This window comes from Paenibacillus sp. strain BS8-2 (assembly GCF_054483835.1).
The window spans coordinates 5,001-24,511 of record NZ_CM137010.1; the positions used below are offsets into that span (position 1 = coordinate 5,001).

18 protein-coding genes and 1 pseudogene (1 of these 19 only partly in view) are annotated in these 19,511 nt (G+C 49.2%); 6 read left to right on the forward strand and 13 right to left on the reverse strand.

The window, feature by feature from the left end; genetic code table 11:
• Positions 1-159 carry the 3' portion of a YgzB family protein gene (locus ACX1C1_RS00030; RefSeq protein WP_458957550.1) on the forward strand. The gene continues 192 nt to the left of window position 1, outside the view, so the window shows 159 of its 351 coding nt (coding positions 193-351); its start codon lies off the left edge, out of view; its stop codon occupies positions 157-159.
• Between the two features lie 165 nt (positions 160-324).
• Here the strand turns inward: ACX1C1_RS00030 and ACX1C1_RS00035 are convergent, their stop codons facing one another.
• The 13 genes and pseudogenes from ACX1C1_RS00035 to ACX1C1_RS00095 all read right to left on the reverse strand — a co-directional run bounded on the left by ACX1C1_RS00035 (position 325) and on the right by ACX1C1_RS00095 (position 14,630).
• Positions 325-2,055, reverse strand: a complete 1,731-nt coding sequence (locus ACX1C1_RS00035; RefSeq protein ID WP_458957551.1) for a glycosyl hydrolase family 18 protein — start codon at positions 2,053-2,055, stop codon at positions 325-327.
• A gap of 172 nt (positions 2,056-2,227) precedes the next feature.
• On the reverse strand, positions 2,228-2,650 hold the full coding sequence (locus tag ACX1C1_RS00040; protein WP_458955160.1) for a Fur family transcriptional regulator: 423 nt from the start codon (positions 2,648-2,650) through the stop codon (positions 2,228-2,230).
• Between the two features lie 96 nt (positions 2,651-2,746).
• Positions 2,747-4,621 carry a DUF4097 family beta strand repeat-containing protein gene (locus ACX1C1_RS00045; protein ID WP_458955161.1) on the reverse strand — a complete coding sequence of 625 codons (1,875 nt, stop codon included), beginning with the start codon at positions 4,619-4,621 and terminating at the stop codon, positions 2,747-2,749.
• On the reverse strand, positions 4,603-5,334 hold the full coding sequence (locus ACX1C1_RS00050; RefSeq protein WP_458955162.1) for an MgtC/SapB family protein: 732 nt from the start codon (positions 5,332-5,334) through the stop codon (positions 4,603-4,605). Before ACX1C1_RS00050 ends, ACX1C1_RS00045 begins: the two co-directional genes overlap by 19 nt.
• A gap of 292 nt (positions 5,335-5,626) precedes the next feature.
• Positions 5,627-6,786: pseudogene (locus ACX1C1_RS00055) on the reverse strand (IS110 family RNA-guided transposase).
• 347 nt (positions 6,787-7,133) lie between these two features.
• Positions 7,134-8,573, reverse strand: coding sequence for an Asp-tRNA(Asn)/Glu-tRNA(Gln) amidotransferase subunit GatB (gene gatB, locus ACX1C1_RS00060; RefSeq protein ID WP_458955163.1), 1,440 nt, complete (start codon positions 8,571-8,573; stop codon positions 7,134-7,136).
• 23 nt (positions 8,574-8,596) lie between these two features.
• Positions 8,597-10,054: an Asp-tRNA(Asn)/Glu-tRNA(Gln) amidotransferase subunit GatA gene (gene gatA, locus ACX1C1_RS00065; protein WP_458955164.1), complete on the reverse strand. Its 1,458-nt coding sequence runs from the start codon at positions 10,052-10,054 to the stop codon at positions 8,597-8,599.
• 30 nt (positions 10,055-10,084) lie between these two features.
• Positions 10,085-10,375 (reverse strand): Asp-tRNA(Asn)/Glu-tRNA(Gln) amidotransferase subunit GatC, encoded by a 291-nt coding sequence (gatC, locus tag ACX1C1_RS00070; RefSeq protein WP_458955165.1) that lies wholly within the window; start codon positions 10,373-10,375, stop codon positions 10,085-10,087.
• Between the two features lie 179 nt (positions 10,376-10,554).
• Positions 10,555-10,938, reverse strand: a complete 384-nt coding sequence (locus tag ACX1C1_RS00075) for an ATPase (RefSeq protein ID WP_458957552.1) — start codon at positions 10,936-10,938, stop codon at positions 10,555-10,557.
• A gap of 176 nt (positions 10,939-11,114) precedes the next feature.
• On the reverse strand, positions 11,115-11,855 hold the full coding sequence (locus ACX1C1_RS00080) for a GTP pyrophosphokinase (RefSeq protein WP_458957553.1): 741 nt from the start codon (positions 11,853-11,855) through the stop codon (positions 11,115-11,117).
• A 200-nt stretch (positions 11,856-12,055) separates the two neighbouring features.
• Complete coding sequence (locus tag ACX1C1_RS00085; protein ID WP_458955166.1) at positions 12,056-13,066, reverse strand: Gfo/Idh/MocA family protein; 1,011 nt, start codon at positions 13,064-13,066, stop codon at positions 12,056-12,058.
• A gap of 34 nt (positions 13,067-13,100) precedes the next feature.
• Positions 13,101-13,949 (reverse strand): sugar phosphate isomerase/epimerase family protein, encoded by an 849-nt coding sequence (locus ACX1C1_RS00090; protein ID WP_458955167.1) that lies wholly within the window; start codon positions 13,947-13,949, stop codon positions 13,101-13,103.
• A 30-nt stretch (positions 13,950-13,979) separates the two neighbouring features.
• On the reverse strand, positions 13,980-14,630 hold the full coding sequence (locus ACX1C1_RS00095) for a carbohydrate-binding family 9-like protein (RefSeq protein ID WP_458955168.1): 651 nt from the start codon (positions 14,628-14,630) through the stop codon (positions 13,980-13,982).
• 165 nt (positions 14,631-14,795) lie between these two features.
• Between ACX1C1_RS00095 and ACX1C1_RS00100 the strand changes: the two genes are divergently transcribed.
• The 5 genes from ACX1C1_RS00100 to ACX1C1_RS00120 all read left to right on the forward strand — a co-directional run bounded on the left by ACX1C1_RS00100 (position 14,796) and on the right by ACX1C1_RS00120 (position 19,409).
• Positions 14,796-15,701: a helix-turn-helix domain-containing protein gene (locus ACX1C1_RS00100; protein WP_458955169.1), complete on the forward strand. Its 906-nt coding sequence runs from the start codon at positions 14,796-14,798 to the stop codon at positions 15,699-15,701.
• Between the two features lie 105 nt (positions 15,702-15,806).
• The gene (locus ACX1C1_RS00105; RefSeq protein WP_458955170.1) at positions 15,807-16,658 is read left to right on the forward strand and encodes a cupin domain-containing protein; all 852 of its coding nucleotides are present in this window, start codon (positions 15,807-15,809) and stop codon (positions 16,656-16,658) included.
• Positions 16,659-16,841: 183 nt separating this feature from the next.
• Positions 16,842-18,134, forward strand: coding sequence for a uracil permease (uraA, locus tag ACX1C1_RS00110; RefSeq protein WP_458955171.1), 1,293 nt, complete (start codon positions 16,842-16,844; stop codon positions 18,132-18,134).
• A 161-nt stretch (positions 18,135-18,295) separates the two neighbouring features.
• Positions 18,296-18,496 (forward strand): hypothetical protein, encoded by a 201-nt coding sequence (locus ACX1C1_RS00115; protein WP_458955172.1) that lies wholly within the window; start codon positions 18,296-18,298, stop codon positions 18,494-18,496.
• A 112-nt stretch (positions 18,497-18,608) separates the two neighbouring features.
• Positions 18,609-19,409 carry an SDR family oxidoreductase gene (locus tag ACX1C1_RS00120; RefSeq protein WP_458955173.1) on the forward strand — a complete coding sequence of 267 codons (801 nt, stop codon included), beginning with the start codon at positions 18,609-18,611 and terminating at the stop codon, positions 19,407-19,409.
• Positions 19,410-19,511: the final 102 nt, after the last annotated feature.

Sequence of the window (19,511 nt, forward strand, 5' to 3'; positions counted from 1 at the left end):
GCAGGTATGATGTCCACGAGCGCAACGATGCTGGAGTGTCCGGAGTGCGGTCGTCAGACTAAGATGTTGGGCAAAACAGATCGTTGCATGTTCTGCCGCACAATGCTGACGCTTGATCCTAACCAAGCTCGGGAAAACACTGAAGAGCTGAAAGCTTAACAACGTCACAATGGTCTAACCACGTTGTCACTCAAGAGATCATCGTCCCATAGTTGTATAGTGCGTATATTTCTGAGAAGAACAAAACCTCCAAGCCATGCGGGCATTGCCGCACTTGCTTGGAGGTTTTGTTTGTTTTCTTACATCGATGGTATGAGTGCTGCTTTACTTTGATGGGGTCGTCAATGCTTCATTGATGGTATTCCAGATAGATGGCACCTGGAAGGTTCTTTGCCAGGTAGCTACACCAGCCAAATCGTATTTGTGTACGATCCCCACCCTTGCCCGAATGGATAGATCATCTTCGATCCAAATACGTTGCTTGACACCTTCCTCCGTATACTCAACATAATTTTGTCCTGCAGCAGCATCCAGAACAGGCACAAGTTTTTTATCTGCAATAATTTGTTGCACCCGCTCCATGCCTACAGCTTTAGAAGATACCTCCAATTGACCATCTGATCCAGCCTTTTCGCTCCATATCCGCGAATACAAAGGCATACTCAGAATCAGCTTGTTTGCAGGCACCTTATCTTCTTGCAGGATGCGCGCAATCGAATTCTCCGTCCACGGCAGCGAGGCTACCGACCCTGCCTTCGGGCTGGAGGCCCAATGCTCGTCATATGCCATAACCATCATATAATCAACTGTGCGCCCTAACGCTTCACGATCCAGGAAGACCGACCACATCTCGCTGTTCGACTTCGGCGTAACATCGATGGATACGACCAAACCCGCCTCATGCAGCAGCGGAGTCAGTTCCTTAACGAATTGCACTAAGTTTTCTTTGTCCTTTGTATATACATTCTCGAAATCGATATTGAAACCTTGAAGCTTGTACATCTCCGCGAATGCAAGCAATTGTTGGATCATGACGAACCGAGACTCCACTGTAGCGAGCGCCTCCGTCGTACGTTCTGGCTCAAATCCATTACTGAAGAGCGCCCACACCTGATACCCACGATCATGTGCCCACTTTACGTAAGCCGGATCCGCTTTCCCTTTGATCGTGCCCGCTCCATCGGTCAATTCAAACCATGTCGGACTTACCACGTTAACGCCCGGCATCTCCCCGATCTTGGCTGGATCGATTCGTCGTTCGTAGACAGCTTCCCACGTCATGTTGATCTTATGACCGTCTAGCTCCCATGGCACAAAAGGTTCTTCGCGCTTCACTTCGCTCACTGTTTCTGTACCGGACATCTTAACGTCCTTCTCCCGAACGTAGCCGATGTGCCCCTGCGATGACTGTACGAGCAACCAACCATCATTGCTGCTCCATACACGCATGCTTTCACCTTGTGCAACTTTCAACAAATAGGGTTCCCTGATGGATGGTGATGTGCGGATAGATGCACCTTTCTCATCCAGCGCTTCTGCAAGCTGTACCGATTCTCCTTCCTTAAGGAGAGAAACGATCCCCGTTTCCGGATTGTAATCCACCTTCAGCCCATATAACTCTTCAATTGGCGCGGCCGGAATATATACAATATTGTCCGTGACCTCGGCAGCAATCGTCAGCTTGTATGGTTGTTTATTCAGAATGCCGGTCAACGCATCCGTCTTAAGTCTAAGCACTTTGTCCACGCTCGTAAGCACGATAGTACCTGTCGTGCTTTCATAGTGTATCGGCTTGTCCACCGCAAATATAGATTCTAAAATAGGAAGCGGCAGTTTAACCATTCCGTTCTCAATCAAAGCACCTTGTGCGGTTTCCTCTCCATTTACGATAATGGGAGTCGCAGATGCATACGACGGCTCTTGATACTCACGGCTTGGAATATACTTCAAATAACCCAGCCATCCAAATGTTACAATTGCTGAAGTCATGAACAGAAAGACTAACATCATTAATCCGACTCTTCTTTTCTTACGACGCGGTCGGATGTAATTCATTTCCAATGCTTCACTCTCCTTGGCTCTTGTCATAATTGCATTCCGGAGCATGCGGATTCATTGCTTATGCTCCGATACAATCTCAAACAAAAACGTGCAAGAAGTAGCGTAAAAACGCTGCCCAGCACGTTATTGTCATAAACTATCTTATTCTATAGACGGTCAGCGACCGTTAAGTGTTGCATGTTGTGCACAGTCCATATATCTCCATCCGGTGACCATGTACGGAGAAGCCCGTTTCCTTCGAAGCCGCTTTCTCTACTTCCAGCAGAGGAGGATAGCCGAAGTCGACAATCTGTCCGCAACTCTTGCAAATTGCGTGATAATGATCGGAGAGGTCAGCATCGAAGCGACTTGAATCATCGCCGTATGTTAGCTCGCGTACCAATCCTGCATCGACGAACAAACGCAAATTGTTATAAATTGTCGCAACGCTCATGCTCGGATAAGTAGGCGACAACGACTTATAGATCTCGTCGGCGGTAGGATGTGATTTCGTATCCATCAAATATCCCAGTATGGCGTGTCGTTGCGGGGTCATACGGACGCCATTCATCTTAAGTTGTTCCAGTGCCGAATGAACGTTGGCTGCCATTCCCCTCACGCCTTTCTTTGAAAAAAATGAAATGATTTATAATCGTTATAATCTATTGTACGTTCATATTAAAGTTTTTGTCAATGAAAGCGCCATCTAACGAGTAACCCGACTTTCAATGGTTATGCTATTTGTCGCATTAATATGAATGCGGTAAGTGCCTGCGCCAACTGAGCCACGGATCGTTTTGCGAATTTGCTGGAATGGCAGTTCCGATTCAATCTTCCCAAAAGTTACCGAACCGTATAAAGAATAATCCCCTTGTTCTGGCAGGCCTACTGTAATCTCCCCGACGGAACTGTCCAAATCCCAATTTCCGCCTACCATACTGCTCTCTACTGTAATGCCGCCGTTCATTGTGTTCGCTTTGACCGAGCTGGCTGCGCCGTCAATCGTTACACTCCCATTCTTGGTCTCCGCTTCGGCTTCTCCTGCGATATCCGACAATCGAATATTGCCGTTGGAAGTAGCTGCGTACAAGGCTCCTCCAGATGCATGGCTTACTGCAATCTCCCCATTCTTGAGCTCCAACGTACTTTCGCCGCTCAGCGACTCTGCATCAAGACTTCCATTATTGCCGGTAACCGTCAAAGGCCCAATCAATTGTGAAATTCGTATAGCCCCGTCCCCACTGTTGACGATAAGTCCGTCTTCTGCGACCAGCCCGTCCACCTCGGTGGAACCATTAACGGTTTCAATCTGCACTTGAATAGCTGTAGGCTGCTCCGCACTCGAATCGGGAGCTTGTTCGTAGTCAGGCAATGCGTACACGGGCTCGTCCGACTGAGTTGTGATGACATCCGTCATCATGGGTTCATCCATTTCCACATCGGGAGTCGCTTCAGGAGCGGATTTCTCAGCACGAGGTTCAATCCGCGGCAAGACAATCACCATATTCATTCGAGGTACTCGCTTATTGTCGGTGCCATAACGTTGTCCCTTTGCTTCGAGCATCACTTCGCGCCCAGGTGTTGCTTCTACTGTCGATTGCTCGGCAATGACCTTTGACTCAGCCTCGTCCAAGTCGTCTACCCATACTGTCGTAAACACCTCGATCTCCCGAACGTCGCCTGTACGAACGATAACATCTCCATTCATATTTTTTATCGCGACCGAGGATAGATGCTCATCAACAAATACTTTCATGACGCTCTTGGTCATGTGGTAACCCTTCTCTTCGCCATACTCCACCATGCCACTCAAATCCACATTAAATTGATCAAGCCATTTAACGGGGAAATCGGCGAATTGGGTGACGCCATAAGCTGTCACCGTCACAACTAACGCAGCTGCTGCTCCAGCCATATCCAGCTTTAGCTTAGCAACCTTCGCTCGCAGCACGGTACTATATAGGGTAACTTCAATGCCAAGCAGCAAAAATAACAGCGGCCACCAGTCGCGAAGCAGCATGATATCATTCGAATCCCTAACTTGATCCCGCAGCAGCAGTACCCCAACCGATAATATTAGTATCGCCGCTGTTAATCGACCAAGCTTAAACATGGTGATTTCTCCTTTCTTGACAACCGTCAGCACAAAAAAGCAAGCGATCGCCATCAGAAGTGGACCCACACTGAGCTCAGCCAATTCGTTCATCCATGGGAGGAGCAAATGCGGAGGCTTAATCAATATCATCATGACAATTCCAGAGGCAACTAGCAAAATGCCGTGAAGCAGTTGTACTGGCAGTCTCTCCTCAGCTGGACGATCCTTAATCTGCAGCGCCTCGAATACACTTACAAAATAATATATCGGCAGCAGCAAACCTAGATATACGATCAGAAGCAGGTGGCTTCCCCCATCAGAATTTGCTAGCCGGTAGATTGCGGTTACGTCGAGAAGCAAAGCCGATAAGAGGAGAAAGCCTCTTGAATATTGCCCGTTATATACAAGTCCCATACCGGGAAGCAAGAAAGCAAGCAAGGCCGTGAGCCATGCCCGCTTTCGTTGCGTTACTCGGAGCTCACCCAACGTATGCCCTCCAGTTTCTTCAGTTCGTCAAGCAGACGAAGCGCCGAATCTTTTTTATGGGAAGACATCTTAACATGAAGAATTAGCCTTGTTGCTCGCTCATCCCCTTCTTGTCGCGATGTCTCCACTTCTTCCATCATCATTTTGCGAATCGTAATTCTACGGTGCTCTAAGATTTGATTGATACTGACGAGATGGGATGAAAGATCATATGCCTCAACCTTGATAACCCGGTCCTTCTTGGCGTTCATATATCTTTTCTCGATCTTATTGAATCCCCATAACGTTAACAGTGCCATTATCGTAACTGTCCCCGAAGCAAAATAAAAACCTGCCCCCACCGCAAGGCCTATAGCGGCTACAACCCATAACGAAGCTGCCGTCGTCAGTCCTGTTATGGATTTGCCTGTGAACAGGATTGTACCTGCCCCTAGGAAACCAACCCCTGTAATGACCGCTGCCGCGAGACGGGCCGGGTCAACACGGACATTAGGCTCCTCTACAAAATCAGCAAACCCGTATATCGACAACAACATAAGTAAACACGCGCCTAAGCAGACTAGAATATTCGTACGAAATCCAGCGGCATGATTGGATGACTCGCGTTCGAAACCGATTAATCCTCCGAGCACAATCGAGAGACCTAACCTCGCAGCAATGTCAATTTCATTAATAAACCATGGATTATTCGCCACACCTGCTGTCACATTCATCGCGGCACCCCTCTCTATTCATGGACTCATCATCTGTCGGCATAATATAAGTGTATGCGTTAACGCTCTGCACTAGCCGTACATCAACATGAAGGAATCATATATAGAGAACGTTAAACAACTGTCATTTCTTTTCTGTGAAAGTCATTAGTGCTCAAATTACTATCAACCCACTCAAGGTCGATTTAATGATCTCATAAAACCAACTTTGATTTAAAATCAGACAATAGGATGCCCGGGGCCAGAAAATATTGGCCTTTATGTTTAAAGCTTTTAAAGTTTGTCTATACTGTTATGCTTCTTGAGCAGTTATAACGGGCGGTCCGCCTTCTATATAACCATGTTTGTGTTTGATCATGTGATAGATAATCGTTAAGATTTTTCGAGCAAGAGCAATTAACGCTTTTTTCTTACCTCTTCTCGCTGCCATTTTCCAAAAGCGAATAGCCAGTAAGGATTTTCTTGATTTCGTTGCGGCCCAGGCAGCTTCACATAAAGCTGTTTTGACATGAGGATTGCCTTTTACTGTTTTTGAACTTTTTTTTTGCCCGCACTTTCGTGATTTCCGGGGGCCACACCTGCCCAAGAAGCTAGATGATCTGCAGTTGGAAACTGGTCCATATGGACACCAATCTCAGCAATGATAGCCGAAGCAGTGATACTGCTGACTCCTGGTATGGTTTGAAGCAGGTTATGCTCCTCTTGGTAAGGCTTAAGATGCGCTTCAATTTCTTGATCCAGCTCGGCAATCGATTTTTCGAGAAAAGTAATGTGTTCCCAGCAATTTCGAATCACTAGAATTTGATGATTGGTCAATGTCCCAAACAATGATTCTGCGACGCGAGATACATTTTTCTTCACGTTTCCCCGTACGCGATGTTCGATGTCATCTCGATCCACAAAGCCTTGTTCCATTAAACGTTCAAGAAGATTACGACCCGAAACACCGAAAACATCCGAAATAACCGTGCCTAATTTTACATTCGAGGCTTCCATCATCTTCTGAATGCGATTTTTCTCTGCGGTGAGGTTGCCAATCCGCTTCTTGCGAAGGCGTGTCAAATCCCGTAGTTCACGCAGATCCTCCGAAGGTACGAAGCTCTTTTCAATTAAGCCAAATCGTAGAAGCTTTGCAATCCATTCTGCATCACTAACGTCGGTCTTGCGGCCGGGCACATTCTTAATACGTTGAGCATTAGCAAGACAGATGTCGAAGTAACCTTCTAAGATATTGTACACCGGTTTCCAGTAGATTCCGGTGGACTCCATGGCGATATGCGTTACATTCATATCTTCGAGCCAAGTCATTAAAGCAAATAAATCTCTTGTCATCGTTGGAAATGTTCTCGTTTCGATGACGGGTGATTCATCCGCTTCTCCGACCATTACACAAGCAACAATTGATTCTTGATGGACATCGAGTCCGGCACCTCGGGCAACAAGCATATCCATAATACTTCCCTCCAATCGATTGGTACTACGATTGGCGAATTCGTTTGAACGTACCATTTTTCTGTACGCAGTCATTCGGCAAAGCGAGCTCCGAAGCTAGCATGGGGTTGTGCACAAAACGAATTCTCACAGTTTTTAGGACAGGGTCGAACCACCAAAAAGAGTCTCGTGTTTCTGTCCAATCGCAGTATTAACCATTATGGCAGGGAACGAGCGGCGCTAAACTCCACTTTCATGCTGGGGATGCGGCCGAAGAGCCATGGATGTTTTTAAAAAAAGCGCAGTCCATCCATTGGATGAACCACGCTCCTATACGCTATTTCATATTAACCACGTGGTTATCTCCGCTAGCTAAGCCGCTCCAGCAGCATCTTGTTTACAAGCGCGGGATTGGCTTTGCCCTTTGTCTCTTTCATGATCTGTCCAACCAAGAAGCCGATCGCTTTCTCTTTGCCCGCACGGAAGTCTTCGACGGATTGCGGATTGCGTTCGATTACGGCATCAACGATCGCAAGAATGGCACCTTCGTCACTGATCTGGACAAGTCCTTGCTCCTCAACGATCTGTTGTGGAAGCTTGCCGTTCTCAAGCATCGCCTTGAACACCGTCTTGGCAATCTTGCCGTTGATCGTCCCCTTCTCCAGAAGACCGATCATCTCGCCAAGTCCTTGACCAGTCAGCTTAATATCCGACAGCTCTAGGCTATTAGCGTTAAGATAACCAAGCAGGTCTCCCATCACCCAGTTCGCAACAGACTTTGCATCCTTGGTGTAGCTTAGGCTTTCTTCGAACAAATCTGCGAGCTTCTTGGATGCGGTAATGACATCTGCATCATAGGAGGACAAGCCATAGTCACTCTGATAACGCGTTTTGCGAGCATCCGGTAGCTCGGGGATCGAAGCGCGAACGCGTTCTTTCCACTCTTGGCTAATCGTAAGCCTTACGAGATCCGGGTCCGGGAAATAACGATAGTCATGCGCTTCTTCCTTGCCGCGCATCGAAAACGATTTGCCTACCGCGTCATCGTAACGGCGAGTTTCTTGTACAACTTCGCCGCCGCTGTTCAATATCTCGGCTTGACGTACTTGCTCATACTCGAGACCGCGCTGCACGCTTCGGAAGGAGTTCATGTTCTTGAGCTCAGCGCGTGTGCCGAATTTCTCTTGTCCGTAAGGACGCAAGCTGATGTTGGCATCACAACGAAGACTGCCCTCTTCCATCTTCACATCCGACACATCGCAATACAACATAATGGCGCGAAGCTTTTCCAGATAAGCTTTCGCTTCTTCTGGCGTACGGATATCCGGCTCGGAGACGATCTCTACTAGCGGCGTGCCTACACGGTTAAAGTCGACCAGCGATGCGAAACCGCCGTCCACATGTGTTAGTTTACCTGCATCTTCTTCGAGGTGAAGACGCGTAATGCCGATTCGCTTGGTTTCACCATTTACCTCGATATCGATCCAGCCATTCTCGCCGATCGGCTGATCGAATTGCGAGATTTGGTACGCCTTAGGCGAATCCGGATAGAAATAGTTTTTGCGGTCGAACTTGCTGATGTCGGCTACTGTGCAGTTAAGCGCCATTGCCGCTTTCATCGCATATTCGACAGCTTGCTTGTTAAGGACCGGCAGGACGCCAGGATGACCGAGGCAGACCGGACAAGTATGCGTATTCGGCGGCGCTCCGAACTCGGTGGAGCAGCCACAGAATATTTTGCTATTGGTGTGAAGTTCGACGTGCACTTCGAGACCGACGACCGTCTCGTATGAATTCGATTCTGACATGCTAATCTTCCTTTCCGCTCTTATTACAGCTGCGGACGCAGCGTATGATAGTCCGTGTGGGCTTCGAACGCATGAGCGGCGCGGAGCACCGTCGACTCGTCGAATGCCTTGCCGATAATCTGAAGTCCGATCGGCAAGCCGTCGGCGGAGCCGCATGGCACGCTGATTGCAGGAACGCCTGCCAAGCTGACCGGAATGGTGCAAATGTCATTGAGATACATCGTGAGCGGATCGCCGACTTGCTCGCCAATACGGAAGGCAGGCGTTGGCGCAGTTGGTCCGATAATGAGATCGTATTGTTCGAATACCTTATCGAAGTCGCCTTTGATCAACGTACGAACCTTCTGTGCTTTCAAATAATAAGCATCATAGTAGCCCGAGCTGAGCGCATATGTGCCAAGCATAATCCGGCGTTTCACCTCGTCTCCGAAGCCTTGACTCCGCGACTTGCGGTACAAGTCGATCAGGTTGTCCGGGTTGTCGGCGCGCACACCGTATCTAACGCCGTCGAACCGAGCAAGGTTCGAGGAGGCTTCCGATGAAGCCAGAAGATAATAAGCGGCGATTGCATACTCCGTATGCGGCAGAGATACCTCTTCCCAAGTCGCGCCCAGCGACTCGTAAACGCGCAATGCGTTCATAACGGCTTCCTTCACGCGCGGGTCGATGCCTGCTCCGAGATACTCCTTCGGCACGCCAATGCGCAATCCTTTGACTTCACCCGTGAGCGCTGCTGTGTAATCCGGAATTTCCACATTCGCGGAGGTCGAATCGCTCGCGTCGTAGCCCGCAATTGCTTGCAGGACGTATGCGGAATCTTCAACGTTTTTGGTAAGCGGTCCGATCTGATCCAGAGAGCTTGCGAAAGCAACGAGACCAAACCGCGACACAAGGCCGTAAGTCGGCTTTAGACCCACGATTCCGCAATAGGCGGCTGGCTGGCGGATGGAACCGCCCGTGTCGGAGCCGAGTGAGAAATAGACTTGTCCAGCCGCAACCGCAGCAGCAGAGCCGCCGCTGGAGCCGCCCGGCACATAGTCCGTGTTCCATGGATTGCGGGTCGGGTAGAAGCAGGAGTTTTCATTGGAGCCGCCCATAGCGAATTCGTCCATGTTCAGCTTGCCAATCGTTATGGCACCGGCTGCATTCAGCTTGCGCACAGCGGTTCCGCTGTAGATCGGTTTGTAGTTGCTTAGGAATTGGCTCGCACAGGTCGTAACTAGACCTTCTGTCACCAAGTTGTCCTTAATGCCTGCCGGCAGACCAAATAGAAGCCCTCTCTCGCCGCCGCTTTGCAGTGTCTTGTCGAGCTCGGCAGCTTGCGTGCGGGCTCCATCTTCATTCAATGATAGAAAAGCCTGAATGGCCGTATCCGTCTTCGCGATCCGTTCGAACGAGCCCTCAACCAACTCCGTGACGGAAAGCTCCTTATTGTTTAACTTGTTATGTACCTCTTGCAGGCGCAGATCAAACAATGCCAACTGTAGCTCCTCCTTTCAAAATCGCATTTCTTATGATTCAAGTACCGCAGGTACTTTGATTTGTCCATCTTCTTCGTCAGGCGCGTTAAGCAGCACCTTCTCGATCGGCAGCGACTCCTTGCGAACGTCTTCTCTCAACACATTTGTAATCGGCAGCACATGCGTAGTCGGCTCGATATCATCCGTATTAAGTTCATTCAGCTTCTCTGCGTATTTCAGAATGGCGTTCAACTGATCCGTGAACTGCGACTTCTCCGCATCCGTCAACTCCAGCCGCGCCAAGTTCGCTACATGCTCGACATCCTTTAGCGTAATGCTCATCGGTAACTCTCCTTCTCATCTTGTGCTTTTCGTCATTCCTACTATTATAGCCTACATCCACCACACACAGCAATTAAGAAGCAGGATAACAGAATGCCAGTCCGATCCATAAATCAGAAATGGCGGTGCAGGGAATACCTTCTCCCTGACACCGCCATTACTGCTTTGTCGCAGACGATTCAAATCCACGCCTTCAGATTCACTTGGCGAATAAAGTCCTCGCGACTAAGCGGCTCCTTCGCCGCGCCTTCATCCTCTTCGACCTGTTCTTGATCGCCCTTCATGATGCGATAGAACAACTCCTCGTTATGTGTCGCCAGCGCGTAGTCGATAAGCGCGTCTCGCTCAATCCGATCTGCTTCCAACTGGAACAGCACTTCCTCAAGCTCCACATCCTCGTCTGGCAGAAGGAAGTTACGATTCGATTTCGGCACGCGCACCACGTAATCAAATACGTTGTCCGCGTTGCGGTCATAAGCAATTATATACCCATACTCCCCTACGGGGAGGTTCTGTTCGTATTGATCCGCTATAATGATTACCTTGGAGCCTAGCTGCAGCATCCTATCAACCCCTATCGCACTAGTCACTGTACTCTCTCTTTCCGTTTCTATTATCCTACTAAAAAACGTTTACGCTGTCCAATAGCGGATGAAAGAGTTTCATAGGACGGAATTTGCGAGTTGCCGTGATTGCTGCATCAAACGCGACAAGGCTAGTCATACGATCGTTGTATTCGTTATTCCGCTTCCCTGCCTAGCTCCAGCAGCGCTTTGGGAAGCTGGAACGCCTTGTTGCTCAGCAGCAGACGCGTCAACTGCTCCGTGTCATCTTCCCCCTGATTCTCCTTGATGACGGAAATTTCACGATGCAGCCTCTCCATTTGCTGATCCAGGCGGTTCGCCGAATCCGATGCCTCCTTCAGTTCCTGGATTAGCCGGGATGGGACAGACTGATCGTACTTATAAAATATTTTATGCTCGAGACTCGCCCAGAAGTCCATTGCAATTGTGCGGATTTGAATTTCGACGCACACGCTCTCACGTCCATCTGACATATTAACGGGCACTTCCGCGACCAAATGCAAACTCCGATAACCGTTCGGCTTGGGCTGTTCGATATAATCCTTTACTTCGAGGATGTGCATGTCGAACTGGTTCTGCAGCATATCCCTGATCCGATAAATGTCGGAGATGAATGAGCAAGTAATCCGTAAACCGGCAATATCTTTAATTTCGCGTTTAATGTCCTCAAGCGAGAAGGCAATGCCCTTGCGGCCGATCTTGTTCATGATGCTCTCAAGCGATTTGACTCTCGACTTCGTATGTTCAATCGGATTGTAATCATGCAGGAATTGGAATTCCTCTTTCACAATCTCGATTTTCGTCTCCAGCTCATTAAGGGCAAATTGGTACATCATCATAAATCTTGTCACTTCAGTCTTCAGCTTCTTAAATTGCTCGATAGGGTAATTCGCCATGCTCATCGTATCTATCTCCTTCGTCCGAGCGGATTAGTCCGGATCCTCGATGCTGGAATGTTCTCTTCCTAGTATGAACGAAGGAATAGTCCCATTGCAAATGAAGCGATTACTACACGATCCGGTGCAGGAACGCAACCTTCATCGGGCGTAAAGAGACCCTTATCCCGCAAGATAAGGGTCTCCATTGTGCAATACACTTAGATGTTAACGTACGCGCCTTTGCGGTCCGCAGAGGCAATCTCGGCTTCGATGATTTCGAGTGTTTGTACCGCGCTCTCAGGCAGGCAGACAGATACAGGATTGCCGGCCGCAATCGATTCAACAAAATATTTGATCTCGCGATAATAGCCCATATCAGAGGACAGATCGGCGATAAAACCTGGACCGTCATATGGATTTACTTTCAGTTCGTTGTTCTCGAATACGAGATTCGCTCCTTCGAAATTCACTCGGAACGTCATCGCAAATCCATAGTCTCCTTGAAGCGTCCAGTCTGCCTGTGCGTTCAACACTTTCCCATCTGGATAGATGTAGTTCGTCGAAACAACATCGTAGGCGCTGCCAGGAATGACATTCCGTGCAAGCGTAGATACGCTCTCCGGCTTGCCGAACAACCAGTTGATGACATCTGTGTCATGGATATGCATGTCGACCAGGCATCCGCCGCTATGCTCGCCTTTCAGGTACCAAGGCTGCGGTAAGCCGCCGCCCCGGAAGAAGCTGCCTGCAACGACAGAGCCGTAACGACCGTCCATAACCGCCGCTTTCAAATATTCATACGCCGGCCAGAAACGCAGACATTGTGCGATCATCAACGTGTTGCCCGTGCGCTTCGCAGTCTCAGCCATTCTCCAGCCATCAGCTGAATTAAGGGTAATCGGTTTTTCGCATAATACATGTAATCCCCGCTCCAGCAAGGAGCAAGCGAGATCAGCATGCATTGGCGTAGGCAATGTAATATCAACAATATCAAGTTCCTCGTTGTCTAACATCTCTTCGATGGACTCATATAACGAATATGGAGTCAGGTCATACACGGACTGCTCTGTCGCAATATTGCCCCATGCTGCTCCATCCTTCAACTCATGAATGCGCAGGTCAGCAATTGCCACCAGCTTTACATCCGCGCCTTCTTTCATCAGCCTGACGTAGTTGTCAAAGTGCATTCTACCCATGAATCCGAATCCGATCAAACCTACTTTAAGCATCGTCTATTCGCTCCTTTATATTGTATTAACCGAATTAACAGCCAGATCTTCCAAGAATGGCGTCCATTGCGTTTGATGTGTTGAAAATAATCTGATCCGCATGATGCGTATAAGCAGGAATCATCTCTGCCGTTACATAGTTGCTATATCCAATTTCCTTAAGCGCGGCAACAACAGCCGGGTAGTCCACGTCACCTGCCAGCAGATCAACGAAGCCATGAAGCCCGCCCGCTTGACGTCTGTAATCTTTGAAGTGAACCTTCTTGATACGCTCGCCTAGAATGCTGATCCAATGCTCGGGATAACCGCTATGCACCACATTACCTACGTCGAAGTAAGAACCGACGAAGCTCGAGCCTTGTGCATCGATAAAGCCCTTCAGCTCAAGCGGCGACAACAAGAATTTGTTCCAGACGTTCTCGATTGCAATTGCTACGCCAGCTGCCTCAGCATGAGGAACGAGGCTCGCGATCGCTTCCGACGCACGATGGTATGCCAGATCGTAAGGAACGACCTCAGCTCCAGGGATAAAATCAACGCCGACGGCCCCAGGAATGACCAGGATCGCATCCACGCCAAGCGCTGATGCGACTTCCAGCTGCTTCTTACAAACATCAATCGCCTTGCTGCGTTTGCTTTCGTCACTGCTTGTCATCGAATACGACCAATACAATCCCGTCGCAAGACCTGCAATCTCAAGTCCAGCATCATCCAGACGGCTGCGCACTTCAGCGATTTCCTTGTCGCTGACTTCAAGACCCAGCTCACCCGTTTCGTTCAGTGAAAGCTCAATGCCGTCAAATCCCGCTTTCTTTGCCAATGCGATCGCATCAGCAATGGAAGTTCCATCAGCGAATGACCAAATGTTAATCCCTTTTTTCATCGTAATTCCTCCTTGTTATATGTGAGTTCTTTATAGAAAAAGCAGCTCTCCAAATCTCGATTGCACATGATAATTGATTGCTCCTGTTGGGCTCCATGCTTGATACTCGCGATTGCCGGCTTCATCCTCGTCGATTCGGTATGCGTTCATCCGCCAGCTGATACCAGGTTCCGGCTGCTTAGCGAAATGGCGGGTTGGAATGGCCAAGCGGTAGTAACGATGATCATCCTGCGCTTCAACCTCTGTCACTAGCCCTTCCATATTCCATTCCAAATCGATGGTATGGATGCCTCCATTGCCGTTATTCCACACCTTGGCATCAAACACCACATTATTCGGACTAACTTCCAGCTCTACGTATGGGCCGCCATCCTCCGCACCGAATTCGATGAAGACTTCGACGACATCCTGCTCGTACAGCGGATCATCATGCTCCGTATATTGCGATACGGCGTAATGATCCACGCAGCTGAATTCCATGTATACATATTCCTCGCTCCAACAAGCTCTGAAGGAAGTCGGCTCCTTAACAGCTTCGCCTGACACCGTCTCGGACAATGCTGCCCATTCGCAGTTACTCCAGTCCAACATCGACCAATCTACCGGCTCTTGGCAGGCGTTGCCGGATCGCCATGCTGCAGGCTTGCACGAATAACGTTTGACAACTTGATCCAGTAGCACGATCACGATCCTCCTTTAACCTATTCCGTTCATTGATAAAAGCGATCTTAACTGTCATAATAGTTATATAATACTTGGATTATCATCAATTTTCTTTAGCGATACAAGCGATTATTTGCACAATTCCGTTGTAATAATCACATGCAAAGGAGAGTTTCCTACGTCATGTTCACGAACAATGTTGTATTTCCACTGCAACGGAACGCTCCATTCCGCGAGTGGATGCCTTCGATTCATTACGCCAAGTTTCAGCAACTGGAGAAAGAAGTGCTGGCGACCAGGCGAATCTACAATTTCGAGCTGTTATACGTGAGCCACGGTCAGGCCGCTACCCATATGAACGGCCGGCGCTATGAGCTGTCAGCCGGGCAGCTTATCTTCCTCCCGGCCGGAGTACAGCACCAGAACGAAGCGATTGCAACAGGCGGAACACGATTCTTGGGCATTCATTTTGATTTCTTCGGCGAGCTGGATATCCATACCGAACACGATATGATTACTTACGATGAGCCGCAAAGTACGGATCGTTACGCAGTGGAAGCCGTCTCGGACAGCTTTCCGCCTTTGTCCAATCAAGTCATCTATACACCTACGCTTGCATGCGTTGCACTTATGGAACAGCTCGTTCACGAATTCACCATGCGGCCACTCGGATATGAGCTCGTATGTAAAGCGCTGCTGCTCAACATTCTCGCCCACTTGCTGCGTCTGCCGCTCACGAGAGAAAAGAGATTTGCTTCACAGCACGACCAGCGTCTGACCGAGCTTGCGGAAGCGATTGAACGGCATCCCGCCGATGCATGGACCAACGGCGCTATTGCAGAACGACTTGGACTCAGTCTCGATCATGCTGCCAAGCTGTTCAAGGAGCTTGTCGGTCAGCCGCCTGGCGAATTCGTCGGCGCGATCCGTCACCGCGAAGCGCGAAGGCTGCTGAGAGAATCAAATTTATCCATCGAGCAGATCGGCGAAGCGGTGGGGTATGCGGGCATCCATTATTTCAGCCGTCAATTCCGAAAGCACGAAGGCATCTCCGCATCCGAATACCGCAAGCTATCTCGAATACTCTGACGGATACATCAAACTCGCTATTTGCCATGCACCACCTTCTGGGCTAACACATACACTAACCTGGGCAACATGACTCTAAAGGCATGGAAGGAATGGATGCGACTCATGGCTACTTCCTATATGGATTACGCTTCGCCGAATACACAATTTACTTATGACTTAGCTAACAATGTTTTTTTCAAAAAGGACGATCAAAACTACATCCTTTCGTTATCGGTCAAACAGCTGAACACGTTAGGCAATTCTTCAATTCTGGATATTTATCTCAGCAAACAAAACTATGTCGAGCCTCATATTCATCAGAACGCCTCTGAGCTAGTTTATTGCGTGGCTGGCGCGGCGGTCGTCTCTCTCATTAACCCGTTTACGAACGAGCTGCTGAACTTCCCGATCACCAAAGGCCAAGTCGCGAACGTGCCGCAGGGATGGTGGCACTATGAAGTTGCGACGGAAGACGATACCCATTTGATTGCGATCTTTGATGCTCCGATTCCGGAAGCGATCTTCGGGTCAGATATTCTGCGCTTAACTCCAGCTTCTGTCCTAGCGGCCAACTATTGCTTGGATGAAGAGATGGTCAAGGCGACGCTGGCCCCGATCAAATCCACAGTGGTTATCGGTCCGCCTGCTGGCTGCAACAATGCCAATACAGGTCCTGCGAATACTGGCGGTAACATGGGGCAAGGTATGCAACCTTATAATGGGAGCTGGGGAGCGCCGAGCATGACGCCACAAGGTTCTCAAGGCATGCAGAATTATCCAGGGCAAAATGGTCACGGCATGCCCATGATGCCGGAGCAAGGCTCGATGGGACAACAAGGCTCCGGCATGATGCCGCAGCAGGCGCCTGCGAGCCATGGCACATACGCCTACCCGCTGCGCCCAATCGATACCGCATATTCGCCATATCCGCCGCAGTTCCACCCCGTACCGTTTCTGTACCGGAGCTGGACTTAAAACACAAGGATAAATTGTGTCTCTTACGATAGAAGGGCTGCTTCGCATCAGGATCACTGACCTGATGCTAAGCAGCCCTCTTGCAGGTTAGAAAACGCTTGCGAAGAATTGTCGAATTATATAGAATCATCCATAGCGATGGAACAAACATCGACCTAATTGATATGAAGGGGATTATAACTAATGAAAAGAAGTATTGGCGTTCACGAAAGGCCGCCCGCAGCGCAAAGCTTGATGCTCAGCCTTCAGCATCTGTTCGCGATGTTCGGCTCGACAGTGCTCGTACCTAACATTCTTAAGGTGGACCCGGCAATTTGCCTGCTGATGAACGGTATCGGCACATTGCTCTACATACTGGTGACCAAGGGAAAAATACCTGCATATCTCGGCTCAAGCTTCGCGTTCTTAGGTCCAGCAGGCGCCGTAATCGCTAATGAAGCAACCGGCGGAAGCTACGCAGCGGCGCTCGGCGGATTTATCGCCGTCGGCGTCATCTTTACTGTTATCGCCTTCATTATCCAGTACACCGGAACAGGCTGGCTGAATGTTGTATTCCCGCCGGCGGCCATGGGTGCAATCGTCGCCATTATCGGACTGGAGCTCATCCCTGTAGCTGCCAAAATGGCCGGATTTATCCCAGATACAGCAGACCCGAATTGGAAGATGGATACGGATGTCATCCTCCTGTCCGTGTCTACGATGGCTGTCACTGTTCTCGGATCGGTGTTGTTCCGGGGTTTTATGCGCATTATCCCAATTTTGTTCGGCATCTTGTTCGGTTACGTATTGGCTTATCTCATGGACATGACGGACTTTAGCGGATTGAACAAGGCTGGCTGGCTGCAAGCGCCAACGTTCACCTTCCCTGAGTTCCACTGGACGGCGATTATCGCGATCGCTCCAGCCGCGCTTGTTGTCATCGCCGAGCATATCGGTCATTTGATCGTAACAGGCAACATCGTCGACAAGGATCTGTCCAAGGATCCTGGCCTGCACCGCTCCATGCTCGGTAACGGAATCTCGACAATCATATCCGGTTTCGTCGGCTCTACACCAAACACCACATACGGCGAAAATATCGGCGTCTTAGCCATTACAAGGGTTTATTCTACCTTCGTTATCGGCGGCGCGGCTGTCATTGCGATCTTGCTTTCGTTCTCCGGCAAATTCTCCTCGCTTGTATCGGGTATCCCTGTACCGGTTATGGGCGGCGTATCCCTGTTACTCTTCGGCGTAATCGCAGCTTCAGGGCTTCGTATGTTAGTCGAGTCGAAAGTGGATTACAGCAAGCCGACAAACCTGTTCTTGACGACGGTTGTGCTTGTAGTTGGCCTGAGCGGCGTGAAGCTGACGATTGGCGACGTATCCTTCAGCGGTATGGCCCTCGCGACAATCGTAGCGATTCTGCTCAGCTTACTATTCAAGATTTTCGAAGTCCTTCGGATGACGAATGACAACGAAGCAGCAGAACATTAATGTTGTTCCTTCTCTGCAAGCCGGCAATCGGTTCTTACCGAGCACCGGCTTTTTCTTTGCCCTCCACTGTGTCAAATCCTAATTTTCCCACTCCCACGAAACGATCATGGCTGACTATCGTACATTAAGGCACACTGATTTATCGAAAGGAGATGCTAGCCTTGTCTGGATTCGGACTGTTTGGTTTGTTTCTGCTTATTGGTTTTGCCTTGTTCCTCCTTAATATCGGAACCAGCGTTTGGGCATATCTGGATGCCAAAAAGCTAGGCAAAAGCAACGAATACGCCATTCTATTACTCATCGGAACATTGATCTTCCCAGTTGCGGGGTTTATTGTGTATCTGCTGATTCGGCGGGCATAGCGGATCTAAGAACCTTGTCCTCACTTAATGTTTCAATATCCGATCCGATTCGGAATGACCTTATCTCGTTTATGGAAAGATAAGGACGACTATTCCGAAGGGAGATTTGAAGATGACTGGAACCCATGGATCAAATGGAAGAGTTAACGGTAAGGTCGCTGTCGTAACGGGGGCTGGCTCTGGTATCGGGAGAGCTGCCGCGCTAAAGCTTGCGGAGCAAGGAGCCAAGATCGTGCTTGTGGACCTTATTGATGAGAGAAGCAAAGATGTCGAGGCGGAGATTCGGGCAATGGGAGGCGAAGCAATCTTTGCCGATACCGACGTGTCCGACCCTGCAAGGGTCGAACTTGCCATGAAATTGGCGGTCGACCAATTCGGGAAAATTGATATTTTGTTTGCTAATGCCGGGGTTAACGGTACGCTTGCACCGATCGAACATATGGACCCCGAGGATTGGAATCAGACGCTCGCCATCAACTTAAGGGGGACCTTCTTAGCAGCCAAATACGCTATTCCTCATATGAAACAAAACGGCGGCAGTATGATCATTACGAGCTCCATTAACGGCAATCGAAAATTTACCGGCTTTGGTATGGCTGCGTACAGCTCTTCTAAGGCAGGACAAGTCGCCTTTGCCAAGATGGCTGCACTCGAGCTCGCCCAATATGGCATCCGCGTAAATGCGATCTGTCCAGGTGCCATCAAAACGAACATCGGAGAAAATACGAATAAGACGCCAGAGGTCAAAGAAATAACAATCCCCGTCAATTATCCAGAAGGCAATCAACCGCTCGAGCATGGTCCCGGTGAGCCGGAACAGGTGGCGAATCTTGTCCTGTTCCTCGCTTCGGACGAATCCAGCCATATATCAGGTACAGCCATTTATATTGACGGTGTAGAATCGTTGCTGTAATTTCCAGCTTGCCTCAGAAGACTCGATGCTTGCACTTGCATCGAGTCTTTTGCTTGTTCATGCCCCATTCGATTAACTCATTATCGATTTCGTTATCTTGCT

Bases quoted from the DNA above. Each gene is read 5' to 3' on its own strand.
- ACX1C1_RS00035 (WP_458957551.1), bottom strand. From the start codon at position 2,055: ATGAATTACATCCGACCGCGTCGTAAGAAAAGAAGAGTCGGATTAATG.
- ACX1C1_RS00040 (WP_458955160.1), bottom strand. From the start codon at position 2,650: ATGGCAGCCAACGTTCATTCGGCACTGGAACAACTTAAGATGAATGGC.
- ACX1C1_RS00050 (WP_458955162.1), bottom strand. From the start codon at position 5,334: ATGAATGTGACAGCAGGTGTGGCGAATAATCCATGGTTTATTAATGAA.
- gatB (WP_458955163.1), bottom strand. From the start codon at position 8,573: ATGTCAGAATCGAATTCATACGAGACGGTCGTCGGTCTCGAAGTGCAC.
- gatC (WP_458955165.1), bottom strand. From the start codon at position 10,375: ATGAGCATTACGCTAAAGGATGTCGAGCATGTAGCGAACTTGGCGCGG.
- ACX1C1_RS00075 (WP_458957552.1), bottom strand. From the start codon at position 10,938: ATGCTGCAGCTAGGCTCCAAGGTAATCATTATAGCGGATCAATACGAA.
- ACX1C1_RS00080 (WP_458957553.1), bottom strand. From the start codon at position 11,855: ATGGCGAATTACCCTATCGAGCAATTTAAGAAGCTGAAGACTGAAGTG.
- ACX1C1_RS00085 (WP_458955166.1), bottom strand. From the start codon at position 13,066: ATGCTTAAAGTAGGTTTGATCGGATTCGGATTCATGGGTAGAATGCAC.
- ACX1C1_RS00090 (WP_458955167.1), bottom strand. From the start codon at position 13,949: ATGAAAAAAGGGATTAACATTTGGTCATTCGCTGATGGAACTTCCATT.
- ACX1C1_RS00100 (WP_458955169.1), top strand. From the start codon at position 14,796: ATGTTCACGAACAATGTTGTATTTCCACTGCAACGGAACGCTCCATTC.
- ACX1C1_RS00105 (WP_458955170.1), top strand. From the start codon at position 15,807: ATGGCTACTTCCTATATGGATTACGCTTCGCCGAATACACAATTTACT.
- uraA (WP_458955171.1), top strand. From the start codon at position 16,842: ATGAAAAGAAGTATTGGCGTTCACGAAAGGCCGCCCGCAGCGCAAAGC.
- ACX1C1_RS00120 (WP_458955173.1), top strand. From the start codon at position 18,609: ATGACTGGAACCCATGGATCAAATGGAAGAGTTAACGGTAAGGTCGCT.